This window comes from Oharaeibacter diazotrophicus (assembly GCF_004362745.1).
In the GTDB taxonomy this organism is placed as follows: domain Bacteria; phylum Pseudomonadota; class Alphaproteobacteria; order Rhizobiales; family Pleomorphomonadaceae; genus Oharaeibacter; species Oharaeibacter diazotrophicus.
Genome location: NZ_SNXY01000007.1, coordinates 538,245 through 553,351 on the forward strand (window position 1 = coordinate 538,245; position 15,107 = coordinate 553,351).

Annotated in this window: 12 protein-coding genes; all 12 read left to right on the forward strand. The window is 71.4% G+C overall.

Translation table 11 applies throughout. The features are described from left to right. Nucleotides 1–171: 171 nt before the first annotated feature. The 12 genes from EDD54_RS11080 (at nucleotide 172) to EDD54_RS11135 (ending at nucleotide 15,053) form a co-directional block, all read left to right on the forward strand. Nucleotides 172–1,119, forward strand: coding sequence for a hypothetical protein (locus EDD54_RS11080; RefSeq protein WP_126541224.1), 948 nt, complete (start codon nucleotides 172–174; stop codon nucleotides 1,117–1,119). Then, on the forward strand, nucleotides 1,116–2,942 hold the full coding sequence (locus tag EDD54_RS11085) for a DNA cytosine methyltransferase (protein ID WP_126541225.1): 1,827 nt from the start codon (nucleotides 1,116–1,118) through the stop codon (nucleotides 2,940–2,942). The genes EDD54_RS11080 and EDD54_RS11085 overlap by 4 nt, the downstream gene beginning before the upstream one ends. 181 nt (nucleotides 2,943–3,123) lie before the next feature. Next, a complete protein-coding gene (locus tag EDD54_RS11090; protein WP_126541226.1) occupies nucleotides 3,124–3,504 on the forward strand; it encodes a DUF4031 domain-containing protein in 381 nt (126 codons plus the stop codon). Then, the gene (locus EDD54_RS11095) at nucleotides 3,501–6,185 is read left to right on the forward strand and encodes a phage/plasmid primase, P4 family (RefSeq protein WP_126541227.1); all 2,685 of its coding nucleotides are present in this window, start codon (nucleotides 3,501–3,503) and stop codon (nucleotides 6,183–6,185) included. The genes EDD54_RS11090 and EDD54_RS11095 overlap by 4 nt, the downstream gene beginning before the upstream one ends. Before the next feature lie 252 nt (nucleotides 6,186–6,437). Continuing rightward, on the forward strand, nucleotides 6,438–7,247 hold the full coding sequence (locus tag EDD54_RS11100; RefSeq protein ID WP_126541228.1) for a hypothetical protein: 810 nt from the start codon (nucleotides 6,438–6,440) through the stop codon (nucleotides 7,245–7,247). A 188-nt stretch (nucleotides 7,248–7,435) separates the two neighbouring features. After that, a complete protein-coding gene (locus tag EDD54_RS11105; RefSeq protein WP_126541229.1) occupies nucleotides 7,436–8,083 on the forward strand; it encodes a hypothetical protein in 648 nt (215 codons plus the stop codon). Further along, nucleotides 8,080–10,053 carry a phage terminase large subunit family protein gene (locus EDD54_RS11110; RefSeq protein ID WP_126541230.1) on the forward strand — a complete coding sequence of 658 codons (1,974 nt, stop codon included), beginning with the start codon at nucleotides 8,080–8,082 and terminating at the stop codon, nucleotides 10,051–10,053. The genes EDD54_RS11105 and EDD54_RS11110 overlap by 4 nt, the downstream gene beginning before the upstream one ends. Nucleotides 10,054–10,060: 7 nt before the next feature. Then, nucleotides 10,061–10,306: a hypothetical protein gene (locus EDD54_RS11115; protein WP_126541231.1), complete on the forward strand. Its 246-nt coding sequence runs from the start codon at nucleotides 10,061–10,063 to the stop codon at nucleotides 10,304–10,306. Next, nucleotides 10,303–11,964, forward strand: coding sequence for a phage portal protein (locus EDD54_RS11120; protein WP_126541232.1), 1,662 nt, complete (start codon nucleotides 10,303–10,305; stop codon nucleotides 11,962–11,964). Before EDD54_RS11115 ends, EDD54_RS11120 begins: the two co-directional genes overlap by 4 nt. Nucleotides 11,965–11,988: 24 nt before the next feature. Then, on the forward strand, nucleotides 11,989–13,512 hold the full coding sequence (locus EDD54_RS11125) for a S49 family peptidase (RefSeq protein ID WP_126541233.1): 1,524 nt from the start codon (nucleotides 11,989–11,991) through the stop codon (nucleotides 13,510–13,512). A gap of 36 nt (nucleotides 13,513–13,548) precedes the next feature. Next, a complete protein-coding gene (locus EDD54_RS11130; RefSeq protein WP_126541234.1) occupies nucleotides 13,549–13,929 on the forward strand; it encodes a head decoration protein in 381 nt (126 codons plus the stop codon). Between the two features lie 71 nt (nucleotides 13,930–14,000). Beyond that, nucleotides 14,001–15,053, forward strand: a complete 1,053-nt coding sequence (locus EDD54_RS11135) for a major capsid protein (protein WP_126541235.1) — start codon at nucleotides 14,001–14,003, stop codon at nucleotides 15,051–15,053. The last annotated feature ends 54 nt before the right edge of the window (nucleotides 15,054–15,107 follow it).

Here is a 15,107-nt window from a genome sequence, read left to right on the forward strand (position 1 = left end):
CCTCGTCTGTCTCTCGGCCGAGCCCGCCCGGTGCGCGTGGGTCTCGATCCCGGGCCCCGCGTCGGTGATGGGGTGCGCCCTCGGAGGGCGCGCCGTCGCCGACGCCTGGGCGGCCGAACATCCGGGCTGGTTCGTCCACGGCTGGCGCTGCGGGCGCCGCGGGGGGCGGTCGTGAACGCTCCCCTCGGAGGCGGCCTCGTCGGCACGGTCGTGCCGCTGCCGCTGACCCGCGCCGGTCGCGAAGCGGCGACGCGCGCGATCCTGGCCCGGGCAACGCCGCGCCCGCTGCCGGCGGACGCCTCGGCGGACGTCCGCCTCCGGGAGAAGTGGCGGCAGGAGTGCGAGCGCCACCTCGCCCGGCTGATGTGGATGGAGCCGTTGCACTTCGACCGGATCGTGACCCGCGACCCGGTCACCGGCGCCTATTGCGCCGTGATCCCGGTCGACGAGCGCGCCGACGCCGGGGAAGGCGTCGACGCCGAGCGCGCCGGGGAGATCGAGCGGCTGCGCCGCGAGGTCGCGCGGCTGGCGGCCGAGCGCGCCGCGGCCCTGGAAGAGGTCGCCGTGCTGCGCGCCTTCGTCGGCGACAACGTGGACCTCGCGGCGCAGGGCGGCGCGGAGGGGCCCACCCTCGCGGGCCGCGTGCTCGCGCTGCTGCGCGTCGCCGCCGCGGAATGGGGCGTGCCGGCCGGGCTGATCCCGCGCCGGGCGGGTGCCGATGCACCGCGGGCGCTGGGAACCGGAGGGCAACACCGCGACGTCCTATGCCTGGGTGGTGTGGCGCAAGCGCGTGTTTGCCGCGGGGGATACCCGCCTGACGTGGATTCCGGTCGGGTGCCGCGAGGCGCTGACGATGCCCGGGGACGTCGAGCGCTTCGGCGTGGCGGCGGAGGCGGAGGGCGATGGGCTGTTCGGAGGTGGCGAATGACCGACCTCCTGGTGCTGCGGCGCCGCGGCGGGCGTCCGCCTCTGAAAGTGCGCGTGGTGCGCGCTCGCTCCGCCCGCCGTCGGCGCGTGGCGGCCCGGCTCGGCGCGCTCGGGTGGGCGACATGGCGGATCGCCCGGGCGCTCGGCGCGTCGCGGCGGGTCGTCGAGATCTGGACCGGGAGGGGCGGATGAGGGAACTGATCGTCGACAGTTTCGCCGGTGGCGGCGGGGCCTCCACCGGGATCGAGATGGCCCTCGGCCGCTCGCCCGACTACGCCATCAACCACGACCCCGAGGCGTTGGCGCTGCACGCGGCCAACCACCCGGACACCGTGCATCTGTCGCGCAACATCTGGCAGGTCGATCCGCTCGAGGTGGTGGGTCGGCGGCCGGTCGGGCTGCTGTGGGCCTCGCCGGACTGCAAGCACTTCAGCAAGGCCAAGGGGGGCAAGCCGGTCAAGCGCTCGGTGCGCGACCTCGCGTGGACGGTGATCCTGTGGGCACGGCGAGCGCGGCCCCGTGTGATCATCCTGGAGAACGTGGAGGAGTTCCAGCACTGGGGCCCGCTCGTCGAGGTGTCGCCGGGGGCTGGCGCGTTCATTCCGTGCCCCGATCGCAAGGGCGAGACCTTCGATCGCTGGGTCGGCGAGCTGCGGCGCCTCGGCTACCGGGTGCAGTGGCGCGAACTGCGCGCCTGCGACTACGGCGCCCCGACCATGCGCAAGCGGCTGTTCCTGATCGCCAGGCGCGACGGCCGGCCGATCGTGTGGCCGGAACCGACGCACGGTGCGCCGGATAGCGCCGAGGTGCGCGACGGCCGTCGTGCCCCGTGGCGGACGGCAGCGGACATCGTGGACTGGTCGCTGGCCTGCCCCTCGATCTTTCTCACCAAGGAGGAGGGGCGCGCCGTCGGTGCCAATCGGCCGCTCGCCGACGCGACCATGGCGCGGATCTTCAAGGGGCTGATGCGGTACGTGTTCCAGGCCGGCGACGACGCGTTCCTGGTGCCGATCACGCACACCGGTGCGCCGCGGGCGCACCCGATCGACGAGCCGGTTCGGACCGTGACGACGGCCGCCCGCGGTGAGCACGCCCTCGTCGTGCCCCATGTCACAAAGTTCCGCGAAAACAGCGTGGGAGCCGACATGCGCGCCCCTCTGCCGACGGTGACGGCGAACGGGCACGTGACACGCCCCGGCGGCGCGGCGCCGCTCGGGGTGGTCGAGGCGACCGTCGCGCCCTTCGTCGCCGGCATCGCGCATGGCGACAGCGGCGGCCGTCGCGCCTACGGGCCGTTCGAGCCTTTGCCGACGGTGCAGGCCGGCGGCAACAACCATGCGCTCGTCGCCCCGTATCTCGTGCCCCGCTACGGCGAGCGGGAGGGTCAGGAACCGCGAACCGTCGCGATCGACCGTCCGGCGCCGGCCGTGGTGCCGACCGCCAACGGCGGGAGCCTCGCCGCCGCGTTGATGGTGAAGTCGAACTTCGGCGACAAGCCGCACTATGCGGTCGGCGAACCGACGCGGACGATCGTGGCGGGCGGTACGCACCATGCGCTCGTTGCCGCCTTCCTCGGCCATCACTACGGCAGCAACGAGGGCAGCGGCGGCGATCCGCGGGAACTGCTTCGGACGGTGACGGCCGGCGGCACCCACACGGCAGAGGTCCGTGCGTTTCTTGCGAAGTACTACGACACCGCCGTCGGGCAGGATCTTCGTGAGCCGCTGCACACGGCGACGACGAAGCCGCGCTTCGGTCTGGTGACGATCCACGGCGAACCTTATGAGATCGTCGACATCGGCATGCGGATGCTCTCGCCGCGCGAGCTCTTCCGGGCGCAGGGCTTTCCCGACGACTACGTCATCGCCGAAGGGGACTTCGCTGGCGAGCGGCGCGCGCTGACGAAGACGGCGCAGGTGCGCATGTGCGGCAACAGCGTGTGCCCTCCGATCGCCGCCGCGCTGGTCGCCGCCAATTGCGCCGACATGGCCGAGCGACGCGAGGCGGCCGAATGAGCGCGCCGGATCTGTTCTCCGCCCTGCCGTCTCCTTCGCCGCCGGTCGCGCCGGCGCGCGAGCCGACCGTTGGATGTGCCGTGTGCGGGTCGTCATACGCGCCCTTCGGAATTGCCGTGTCGATCCGAAAGGGACGGCCGGGTTCCTGGTACTGCCGCGACCACGTGCCGGGGAGGTGATGATGGCGGTCTATGTCGACGACGCGCGCCGCCCGCTCGGGCGGATGCTGATGAGCCACATGTGGGCGGACTCCAAGTCGGAGCTGCTGGCGATGGCCGATCGGATCGGCCTTTCGCGCCGCTGGATGCAGCAGCCGCCGACGGCGACGTGGCTGCACTTCGACGTCTGTCAGGCGACCCGCGATCGCGCGATCGCGGCCGGGGCGATCTCGGTCGACCAGACCGAGGCTGTCGCGCACCGCGCCCGCCTCGACGTCGCGAGCGGCATTTCGAGCCGGGTCGCGCGCGGCGAGAAGGTGCTGTTCGACATCGCCTCTCGGCGGGCGCGGGAGCGCGCAGTGTCGCGCGGGCAGTCGGATTTGTTCGGAGGGCCGGGGGGATGAGCAACGACAATCCGCTCCTAGCCGCCGCGCTCGCCTGGGCCGCCGCCGGGGTTCCGGTGTTCCCGTGCTCGCCTTCGGCCGCCAAGGGCGAGGGCAAGCGGCCCCTGGTGCCGCGGGAGAGCGCGCCCGGCGCGAAGGACGGCGGTCTCTATCTGGCGACCACCGATGCCGAGACGATCCGGGGCTGGTGGCGGCGATGGCCGAAGGCGCTGATCGGCATGCCGACCGGCGCGCGGTCGGGGGTGGTGGTGATCGACCTCGACCCGCGGACGCACCCGGTCGAGGTCATGCTGCACGCGCTGTTCGAGTGGGCGGTTTCCGCCGGGGAGATGACCGTCGCGGAAGGCGCGGAAACGCGGGTGTTCCCCGTGCGATCGGTGACGCAGAGCGGCGGCCTGCACTTGTGGTTCGCCGCCCCCGACGGCGTCGCCGTAGGCAACAGGGTCGGGCTGTTCGCCAAGGTCGCCGGCGTTGCCGAGGCCATCCGCGAGCACGTGGACGTCCGCGGCGACGGCGGCTACGTGATCGTGCCGCCGTCGATCATGGATGACGGCAAGGCCTATGTCTTCCCGGACGGCTACGGCGACCTCCGCGCGCTGCCGCCGCTCGATGGCCCGCTCGGGCGGGGGTTGCTCGACCTTTTGCTCAAGCGGGGTGCCTTCGCCGCCGCGGCCGCGCGGGCGACGTCCGCCGCCACCGCCACCAAGGCCGGCGCCGCCTCGACGTCCTCGCCCGAAGACGAGGCGGTGCGCCGCTACGGGCTCGCCGCGCTCGACAGCGCCGCGCGGGACATCGCCTCGGCACAGCCGGGCATGCGGAACCAGACCATCAACGACAGGGCGCTCTCGATCGGCCATCTCGTCGGTGCCGGCGCGATCGCCCATTCCACCGCGCTGGCAGTGCTCGTCGACGCCTGCCTCGCCCTCGGCCTGACGAGCGACGACAAGGCGCTGCGGCCGGGGGGCACGGTGGAGCGGGCCCTGCGGGACGGCGCGGCGAAGCCGTCCGACCTCGGCGAGATCCGCCGCAAGGCCCGCGAGCGGGCGGACCGTGCCGCGCGCCGCGAGATGGCGCCGGCGATGCCGACCGAAGGGGAATGGGTGCCGCCGGGCGGGCTCGACGACTACGGAAGTGCGTCCGGCGGAGGGCACACTCCCGCGCCCTCGGCCGGTCCGGTCGCTTCATCCTCCCAATCGGGAGCGGTGCTCGACGCTTCGCCCAAGGGGTGGGGGGAGAGCGCCGCGCTCGACCTCGAGCTCGGGTTCAAGCCGCTGACCGATCTCGGCAACGCCGAGCGGTTCGCGGCGCGCTACAAGGGGCGTCTGATCTACGTGGCGGCGCACGGCTGGCTGGTGTGGACCGGGCAGCGCTGGGCGCGCGAGGGGGCCGACGAGATGGTGACCCGCGCCGTCCACGACGTGGTGCGGCGCATCCAGGACGAAGCGAAGGCCGTGGCCGCGTCCGATCGCGACCACCTGGTCGGAACGCCGCCGAAGGTGAAGCTCTACAGCGAGAAGGTCGCGGACTGGGGGCGGTCTTCGGAGGCCGCGGCGAAGCTCAAGCCGATTCCGCCGCAGGCGGCGCCCTATCTCGCCGTCGCGCCGAGCGCGCTCGATGCCGACCCGCTCCGGATCAACGTGGCGAACGGGACGCTGGTGATCCGCCGCGGCCCCGGCGAGGGCGACCCGATCACCCTGCGGCCGCACGATCCCGGCGACTACATCACCAAGCTCGCCCCGGTGATCTACGATCCGAACGCGGCGGCGCCGGTCTACGATCGGTTCCTCGCCGAGGTGCAGCCCGCGCCGGCGATGCGCCGATTCCTGCACCAATGGGGCGGATACTCACTGACGGGCGACGTCGGCGAGCAAAAGCTCTGCTTCTTCTACGGCAAGGGCAAGAACGGCAAGTCGACGCTGGTGGACGCCTGGGGTGCCGTCGCCGGAGACTATGGCGAGACGGTCCCGATCGAGACGTTCCTCGACCAGGGGCGCGGGCGAAACGCGGGGGCGGCGACGCCGGATCTCGCCATCCTGCCCGGCGTCCGCTTCCTGCGCACGTCCGAACCCGAGAAGGGCGCCAAGCTCGCCGAGGCGCTGATCAAGCTGGTGACCGGCGGCGAGCCCATCCAGGCGCGGCACCTCAACCGCGACTACTTCAAGTTCCGGCCGGCGTTCAAGCTGACCATGTCCGGCAACTACCGGCCGTCGATCGACGGCACGGACGAGGGCATCTGGCGCCGGCTGGTGCTGGTGCCGTGGCTGGTCACGGTGGGCTCGCCCGACCGGCTCCTGCCGCTGAAGCTCGCGGCCGAGGGGTCGGGCATCCTCAACCGCCTGCTCGACGGGCTGCGGGACTACCTCGACGGCGGCATGGTGTGGCCGGACGCGGTGGTGGAGGCGACGGAACAGTATCGAGAGGACAGCGACCCGCTCGGCCGGTTCCTGGCGGATGCCGTCCGACCATCGCCGGGCGGGCGCGTCCAGGTGAGCGACCTTCACCGCGTCCACTCCGCATGGGCCCGGGTGAACGGGGAAAAGGAGTGGTCGGCCAAGGGGTTGTCCGCAGCGATGAAGGAACGGGGCTTCCGGTCCAAGCAATCCAACGTGATGTGGTGGTTGGACGTCGTGCTCGTGAAGAGCGAGCGCGATTACGAGGACTTGCCCGACCATCCGCCCTGATCGTCGGGAGGATCGGGGGGACATGGGAGGATGGCCGAACGAACCTCCCACCTGCAAGCCGTTGAAAACGAACGGAATGGGAGGATTTGGGAGGATGGGAGGGTTTCGCCGAGGTCTCACATGATGCGCATGCGCACATGAGGTACACACGGAAATATCCTCCCATCCTCCCAAATCCTCCCAAGCCAAATGAAAACAATATCTTGGGCGTGGGACGATCGTATTCGATCCTCCCTTGACGGGACGATGACCATGAAGCGGATGACGATCGACGAAGCCGTGCGCTGGGCTTACCGCGAGGAACTGCCGAAGAGCCGCGTCCGGGTGAAGGAGGGCGTGTTGGGTTACGGCAACGGGTCCGTTGGGCCGAACGCCCTCGCGGACTGGTGGACGCTCCCGGACAACGCCTTCGGGGTGGTGCTCGACCCGACGAAGTTCGACGATCCCCATCCGGACGCCGTCGCGATCCACGAGGCGGTGGTGGCGCTCGACGGCTGCCCGGTGGTCTATCCGGAGGGGGGCGAGGTCGGAGCGTGGTGCGGCGTCGACCTGCACGGGCTGGAGGTCCAGTGCGCGACCGAGGTGTTCCGGGTGATGCTGCGCCGTCGCCCGTCCGAACTGGTGCAGCAGTTTGCCATCCTCGGTCTGCCGGACATGATCGTCGACCCGCCGGAGCTGCGGTACATGACGCACGCCAATGGCCGGCCGCGGTACTTCCGCCGTCAGGTCGTCGTCGTCGAGGGCGAAGCCATCGAGCAAGAGGTCGACGGGTACGACGCCCGCGGGCGGAGGCCCTATCCCGATGCGTATCGCAAGCCCTACCTCGATCCCGATCCCGTTCCGTCGCTCGTCTGCAGGGCGAAGGCCGAAGTCTGGCGGGCGGCGATGGATGTGCTCGTCGCGGATCTCGACGGTGTGCTCGCCGAAGTCGAGGTGCTGCCCTGTCCGCTGCCGGCGCTGCCCTGGGAAGCCGCCGAACCGAGGGTGCTGCCCGACCTCCGGCCTCGGGTCGGGCCGAGGCTCGACAGGGTCGCGAAAGGGCGGAGGTCACGAGCCGCTTGACTTGCGGTTATGACTTGCGGCATGTTCACTCACAGATGAAAAGGTTAAGGGCTCGGTTCGATCGAACCGGGCCCTTTTCGTTTCCTCCCCCCTGCCTTCACCGAAGACCGGCAACGTGGCCGCGGGCCCCACGGGTCCTTCCCGGGTCCGGACGCAATGCGGGAACACGAAGGGCGGGCGTTTTCTAGTTGGACAGCGATTTCACGGGGTTGACGGCGTTGACGGGTGGACGGGACGGGGTTGACGCGGCGGGTGAGGCCGGGCGTCCCCTGATGCTGTCCGTGTCGGAGCTGGCGCGCCTGAAGGGCGTCTCGAAAGAGGCGGTGTCGAAGCGGGTGCGCCGGTTCGAGGGCGACGGGGTGCTGGCGACGCAGATGGTCGGGCAGCAGAAGATGGTGCCCGTCGCCGAGTACGACCGCCTCGTCGGAGAGACCACCGACTTCGCCCAGGTCCGGACCCGCCCCGATCGCGGCGCGGATACCGGACCGTCGCGGAAGTCGACGGCCGAGGATCCGGTCCGGGCCGTCGAGGACGCGCGGCGCGCCCGGTACGCGGCCGACCGCGAGGAGATCGAGCTCGGCAAGGCGCTCGGGCAGATCCTGCTCACGGCGGACGTCGAGCGGGCGATGATGCGGTGCGCCGAGGCGCTGGTGCGCGCCATCGACAACCTGCCGCGCCGTGCCGAGGACATCGCGGGCGCGGTCGCCAAGGACGGAGTCCCCGGCGCCCGGGCGCTCCTCAAGGAAGCGGCCTACGACCTGCGCAAGGTGCTCGCGGCCGAAATGAAGCTGCTGGCGGCCGAGGACGCCGCGACTGCGAACGGAGACGATGCATGATCACGCCGAGCCGGGCCGCCATCGCCGTCGTGGCGGGCGTGCTCGCGGCCGTGATCGTCCCGCCGGAGCCGGTGACGCCGTCGGTTTGGGCGCGCGAGAACCTGGTGGTGCCGGACGGGCCGCTCGCGGGCGACCTCTGGGATCCCCGGCAGACGCCCTATGCGCCGGCGATCATGGACGCGCTCGCCCCGGACAGCCCGTACAACGAGGTGGTCGTCCGCAAGTCGGCGCAGACCGGCCTGACGACGGTCATGGTCGGGTGGCTGTGCAGCTCCATGCTGTCGGCGCCCTGCCGCATGATGATCGTGCTGCCGACGATCGATGCGCTCAACGAGTTCTCGGCCGAGAAGCTGACGCCGGCGATCACGGGGACCAAGGCGCTCCGGGACGTGGTGGCGCCGCAGACCTCGCGCAGCGGCGACGGATCGACCGCGACCCGCAAGAAGTTTCCCGGCGGCAGCTTGGTGTTGGCGAACGCCAATTCGGCGTCCGACCTCTCGTCGAAGACGATCAAGTACATCGGCTGCGACGAGGTCGACCGCTGGCCCGACGAGCTGCCCGGCCAGGGCGACCCGATGGAGCTGGTCGACGCCCGCTTCATGGCGTTCCGCGCGACGGCGGACTGGAAGAAGTTCGTCATTTCGACGCCGACGGTCGAAGGGGCGTCGCGGATCGACGACGCGTTCCAGCGCGGCGACCAACGCCATTGGCGCATCCGGTGCCCGGGTTGCACCGAGGAGATCGCGCTGCAGTTCGAGCACCTGAAGTTCAATCGCGAGCCGCCGTACCGGGCCTACTACGCGGCGCAGTGCTGCGGCCGGCCGATCGAAGCGCACGAACGGGCGGCGCTGATCCGCGCCGGCCGTTTCGTCGCCGACGAGCCGGGACCGCATCGTCCGCCGAGCTTCCACGTGGACACGCTGACGTCCCTCCTGGTGACGTGGGACGACATCGCCGCCAAGTGGTGGGCGGCGCAGGGCGACGAGAAGAAGCTCTCCGCCTTCGTGAACCTCTGGCTCGGCCGCACCTACCGGGTGCGCGGCGACGCGCCGGAGTGGGAACGGCTGATGGAACGGCGCGTCGCATACGCGCGCCGGACCATCCCGGCCGGCGGACTGGTGCTGACGGGCTTCGCCGACGTCCAAGGCGCCGGCATCTGGTACGAGATCGTCGCCTGGGGGCGGGACTGTGTCTCGTGGTGCGTCGACGCCGGCTACATCGACGGCGAGACCGACGATGCCGCCGCGGGAGCATTCGCCGAGCTCGCCCGGGTGATCGAGCGGAGCTATCCGGACGCCTACGGCCGCCGCTGGACCGTGGACGCGTTCGGGGTCGACGCCGGTTACAACCAACACGTCGTCACGACCTTCGTCCGCGGCCGGCCGGACTGCTACGCGTGCAAGGGCCAGCCGGGATGGTTTCAGCCGGCGATCGGCACGGCGACGCCGGTCGACATCAACTACAAGGGCAAGAAGACCAAGAACGGCGCCCTGCTCTGGCCGGTCGGCAACTACTCTCTGAAGAGCCTGTTCTATGCGCGCCTGCGCAAGGACGGCGTGTCGGCGGGGGCGGACGTGGACCCGCCGGGGTACTGCCACTTCGGCGACTTCCTCGACGAGGTCTATTTCCGTCAGGTCACCAGCGAAAGCGTGGTGGTGAAGAAGCGCGGCGGCCGGACGACGCGGGTGTGGGAAGAGCACGGGCCGAACCACCTGCTCGACTGCCGGGTCGGCAACATGGCGTTGGCCGAACTGCCGCATCTCGGTCTCAGCCGAATGACCGAGGACGATTGGAAGCGGCTGGCGACGGAGCGCGGCGTTCCGGAGGCGGCCCTCGACGACCTGTTCCGCCCGCGCCCGCTGGCGGCGCCGTCCGAGGCCGAGGACGTCGCCGAGGCGGCGCCGAAGCAGCCGCGCGGCGCGGCGGTGATGGCGAGCGTGCTCGCCACCCTCTCGACGCTCAACCACTGAGGACATCATGCCGAGGACAGTGGAAGAGATCGACGCCGACATCGCGGCGCTCGAGGCGGCCCGACGCGCCCGCGTGTCGGGGACGCAGGTCGTCTCCTCGACGTTCCCGGATGCCGGAAGCGTGACCTTCGCGACCACGAGCCTCGGCGAGATCAACCGCGAGCTGGCGCGGCTCAGGATGGAGCGCGCCGGCGCCAGCGGCGAGGCCTCCGGGCTCGGCCCGATCCTGCCCGGCTTCGGAGCGCGCGCGTGAGCAAGCCGCGCTATCGCGTCCAGGCCGGCGACAGCATGGGGGCGTCGCGGCGGCCGTCGGCCGAGCTCGTCACCGGCGTGACCGGCCGGTCGGCCTATGCGGCGGCCGACGTGTCGTCGCAGGCGATGGCGGGGTGGTATCCCCCGCTCTGGTCGCCCGATGCGGCCTGGCTACCCGAGCGGAACCTGTCGATCGCGCGCATCAGGGACATGGTGCGCTCGGAAGGCTGGGCGCAGGCCGTGTGCGACCGCTTCGTCGATCTTTCGGTCGGGTCGACCTTTCGGCTGTCGAGCAAGCCCAACGCGCGGCTGCTCGGGATCGACGTCGACGCGGCCCGGGACCTCGGCCAGCGGATCGAGGAGCGGTGGCGCGTCTACGCCGAGGACCCGACTTTTCGCTGCGACGCGCAGCGGCGGCTGAAGTTCGTGGCGTACATGGGACTCTCGGCCCGCCACCTGGTGCGCGACGGCGAGGCGACGACGCTGCTGCGGTGGATGCCGCGACGGGGTTGGGCCTATGCGACGGCCTTCCAGGCGATCGACCCGGATCGGCTGTCGACGCCGGCCGGCATGATGGACGGCGACCGGCTGCGGGGCGGGGTCGAACTCGATGCCGATGGTGCGCCGATCGCCTACCACTTCCGGCGGCGGCATCCGCACGACGTCGGGGTTGCGAGCGATCCCTTCGCGTGGGACCGCGTCGAGCGGTGGGACATGGTGGCCGGGTGGGAGCGGCCCAAGGTACTCCACGTCTACGAGATGCTGTCGGCCGAGCAGACGCGCGGCGTCTCCAAGCTGGTGGCCGGTCTCGTCAAGAGCCGCCTGCTCTCGCGCTATTCCGAGAGCGAGGTCAAGGCGGCGGCGCTCAACGGTTCGATCGTCGGGGCCTTCTACACCGAACTCGGCCCGGAGTTCGCGTCCGAGGTGCTCGGCGGCGGGGCGGGCGGCCGCGGGGTCGACTGGGACGGATGGGCGACCAGCCGCGCCAGGTACTACGACGGCCGGCGCACGATGTCGGACGCGCGGTTCATCACCGCGTTCCCGACCGACAAGTTGGAAATGAACGTCAATCCGCGCAATGTCGTAGGGTATCCGGCCTTCCAGGCTGCGTTCCTGCAGAACTTCGCCGCCAGCCTCGGGATCAGCTACGAACAGCTGTCCATGGACTGGTCGAAGACGAACTACTCGTCGGCGCGGGCGGCCCTCAACGAGGTGTGGCGCACCATCACGCGGTTCCGGTCCCTGCTCGCCGACGGTCTCGCCCAGCCGATCTTCACGGCTTGGCTCGAGGACGCGATCGACATCGGCGACATAGAGCTGCCGCCCGGCGCGCCATCGTTCTACGACGCGCCCTACGCCTACACCCAAGCGGAGTGGATCGGGCCGCCGCGCGGCTACGTCGACCCGGTGAAGGAAGCCCAGGCGGCGCGGGAGCGGATCGCGGCGAAGATCTCGACCCTCGAGCGCGAGATCGCCGAACAGGGCGGAGACCTGATGCTCAACCTCGCCCAGCTCGCCCGCGAGGAGGCGCTGGTCGCCGAGATGCTGCCCGGCCTCGTCGCCGCGGGCGCGACGGCCGCCGCCGACGCCACGGCGACCGAGGGCGAGGACCAGGACGCCCGCGACCGCCGCGAGCGCCTCGAGGCCGGCGCGGCCTGACCACACCGCAGGATCGGAGAGACGATGGACGATCTCGGGCTGACGCTCGCGGCGGTCGGACAACCGCTGCTCATGGAGCGGCGGGCGGCGGGCGCACTGGTGTCGCGCTACGCCGACGGTTTCCGCGCATCGGCCCCTGCGGGAGGCGCGGCACAGGACGGGCAGGACGCCGGCCGCAGGGCGGCGAGGCCGCTCGCCTACGCGGGCGGCGGCGAGTGGCGCGACGGCTATCGCCTCGCTGGGCGGATCGCGGTGATCGAAGTCTGCGGCATCCTGACGGCGCGGGGCTACTACGACTGGTGGACCGAGTGCTTCGTGCCGGGGTACGCCCAGATCGGCGCCGCCTTCGCGCTGGCGCAGGCCGACCCCGACGTCGGGGCGGTGATGCTGCGGATCGACAGCCCGGGCGGTCTCGCCGACGGGGCCTTCGACCTCGCGGCCGAGATCCGCGCCGGACGCGCCCAGGCCGGCGGCAAGCCGGTGTGGGTCCACACGTCCTGGGCGCTGTCGGCGGCCTACGCGGTCGCCTCGGCGGCCGACCGGGTGCTGTCGACGGCGCAGGGCTACACCGGCTCGATCGGCGTGGTGGTGCTCCACGTCGACGAAAGCGAGTGGCTGGCGAAGATCGGTCTCAAGACCGAGGCGATCGAATCCTCGCCGGGCAAGACGGCGGGGGCCGCCTTCAAGCCGCTCGACGATGCGGCGCGGGCGGACATCCAGGCCGACGTCGACCAGATCGCCGGCGACTTCATCGCCTGCGTCACCGCCGGCCGCGGGCTCACCGCGGCGGCGATCCGCGCCCAGAACGCCCGCATCTTCCTCGGCCGCCACGCCGACGCGACCCGGTCTGCCGAGGCGCTCGGCCTGATCGATGGCATCGCGACCGAGCGCGAGGCCTTCGCCTCGCTCGCCGCCAGTCTGGCGGCGTCTCCCGTCCCTTCGCCGACCAGCGGCCCCGGCGCGTCCCGGGCGAAGGCCCCCAAGACGCGCCGAGAGAGCAAGGAGAAGGCGATGAGCCTCAAGATCCAGATGGCCGGTCTCCGCGCCAAGGCGGAAGCGGGCGACGGCAACGCGCAGGAGGTGCTCGACCAGATCGAAGCGATCCTGACGGACGAGGAGAAGAGCCTCGAGGACAAGCTCGCCGAGATCGAGGTGCTGGTGGCCGGTGCCGAGGAGGAGACCGCGGCCGAGGACGCCGGGGAGACCGCCGAGGCCGGCGACGGCGCCCAGGCGTCGGCGAAGCGCGGAAAGCCGCGCGCCAAGGCGGCGAAGTCCGGCGGCGCCGACGGCTTCGCCGTGCTCGACCTGCCGGAGGCCAAGGGGCGCGAGCAGCTCGCGGGCCAGCTCGGCCGCAAGGTCGCGGCCGGCAAGATCTCCGTCGACGAGGCGCGCGACCTGCTCGCCGCCGCGCCGAAGGCCTCCGGCCTGCGCGAGGCGATGGCCGGGCGCGACACGCCGATCGGCCCCGGCGGCGCCGGCAAGCCGGGCGCGGCCACCCTCGCCGACAGCATGAAGGCCACCCTCGCGCGTCAGGGCATCAAGGTCTGACCGCCCGCAACCCTCGCCGACGAAGGAGCAGCCGCCATGGCCGCGCTGACCGAGAAGAAGATGATCACGGACTGGCTCAAGTACGAGGAGCCGAACCACTACAGCCGGGAGACGGTCACGATCGCCTCCGGCGCCGGCGTTCTGGCGACCGGCACCGTGCTCGCCAAGGTGACGGCGTCGGGCAAGTACGTCGCGGCGGCCGCCTCCGGCTCGGACGGGACGCAGACCGCTGTCGCGGTGCTCGTCACTCCGGTCGACGCCAGCGCTGCCGACCAGAAGGCGGTGGTGGTGGCGCGCGACGCCATCGCCGGACACGCCGGCCTGACCTGGGGCGCGACGATCAACGATTCCACCAAGCGCGCCGCCGCGATCACCCAGCTCGCCGCCGTCGGCATCCTGGTGCGCGAGAGCGCCTGACACAAAGCCGCGGCGCCACCGCGGCGATCATCGTCCCACGCCCCGCGGGGCCGCGCCGAAAGGGCCATCCCATGGATCCGGAAACGATCCTCGACATCTTCAACAACGACCTGTTCTCGTCGACCTCCCTGACGTCGGCGATCTCGATCGTCCCCAACAGCTACGGCCGCATCCGCGAGCTCGGCATCTTCGCCGAGGAGGGCGTGCCGACGACGTCGGTGGCGATCTCCCGCGAGAACGACACGCTCAACCTGCTGCCGATGCGCCCGCGCGGCGGGCCGGCGAGCGTCGGCACGCGGGCCGGCGCCGACGCCCGTCCCTTCATGATCCCGCACATCCCCCACGACGACGCGGTGCTCGCCGTCGACGTCCAGAACCGGGTGTCGCTGGCGCCGGCGCGCGGCCTGCAGAGCGTGCAGGACATGGTCAACAAGAAGCTGATCACGATCCGCAACAAGCACGCGATCACGCTGGAGCACATGCGCGCCTACGCGCTCCAGGGCCTCATCGTCGACTACGACGGCACGGTGGTGACCAACCTGTTCACCGAGTTCGGCGTCACCGAGAAGGTGGTGGACTTCGCCTTCACGACCGGGACCACCGACGTCCTGTCGGTGCTGCGCGGCGTCAGCGGCTACATGGAGGACAACCTCGAAGGCGAGGTGATGACCGGGCTGCTCGCCCTCTGCTCGCCGGAGTGGATGGATCAGCTGCTGTCGCACCCGACCATCAAGGAGGCCTACAAGTACTACGCCAAGGAGCAGGATCCGATCACCCAGGATCTCCGCCGGCGGTTCGTCTACGCGGGCATCGTGTTCGAGGAGTACCGCGGCGTCGCGACCAAGCTCAACGAGGACGGCTCCAAGACCTCCCGGCGCTTCATCCCCGCCAACACGGCCCGCTTCGTGCCGCTCGGGACGCAGGACGTGTTCCGGACCTACTTCGCGCCGCCGGACTTCGTCGACGCCGCCAACGTGGCGCCGCCGACGGGCCAGGAACAGCAGGTCTTCGTGGCGCCGCTCGAACGCATGAAGTTCGGCAAGGGCGTGGAGATGCACACGGAGTCGAACCCGCTGCCGATGGTCAAGCGGCCGAAGCTCCTGGTGAAGGCCACGATGTCCTGACCGATGCGGGCCGAACCGGCCCCGCATCGAAAAACCGCCGCCGGTGCCTCGCCG

Excerpts from the sequence above, each read along its gene's own strand:
- EDD54_RS11085 (WP_126541225.1), top strand. The coding sequence starts at position 1,116 with ATGAGGGAACTGATCGTCGACAGTTTCGCCGGTGGCGGCGGGGCCTCC.
- EDD54_RS11090 (WP_126541226.1), top strand. The coding sequence starts at position 3,124 with ATGGCGGTCTATGTCGACGACGCGCGCCGCCCGCTCGGGCGGATGCTG.
- EDD54_RS11095 (WP_126541227.1), top strand. The coding sequence starts at position 3,501 with ATGAGCAACGACAATCCGCTCCTAGCCGCCGCGCTCGCCTGGGCCGCC.
- EDD54_RS11100 (WP_126541228.1), top strand. The coding sequence starts at position 6,438 with ATGAAGCGGATGACGATCGACGAAGCCGTGCGCTGGGCTTACCGCGAG.
- EDD54_RS11110 (WP_126541230.1), top strand. The coding sequence starts at position 8,080 with ATGATCACGCCGAGCCGGGCCGCCATCGCCGTCGTGGCGGGCGTGCTC.
- EDD54_RS11115 (WP_126541231.1), top strand. The coding sequence starts at position 10,061 with ATGCCGAGGACAGTGGAAGAGATCGACGCCGACATCGCGGCGCTCGAG.
- EDD54_RS11125 (WP_126541233.1), top strand. The coding sequence starts at position 11,989 with ATGGACGATCTCGGGCTGACGCTCGCGGCGGTCGGACAACCGCTGCTC.
- EDD54_RS11130 (WP_126541234.1), top strand. The coding sequence starts at position 13,549 with ATGGCCGCGCTGACCGAGAAGAAGATGATCACGGACTGGCTCAAGTAC.
- EDD54_RS11135 (WP_126541235.1), top strand. The coding sequence starts at position 14,001 with ATGGATCCGGAAACGATCCTCGACATCTTCAACAACGACCTGTTCTCG.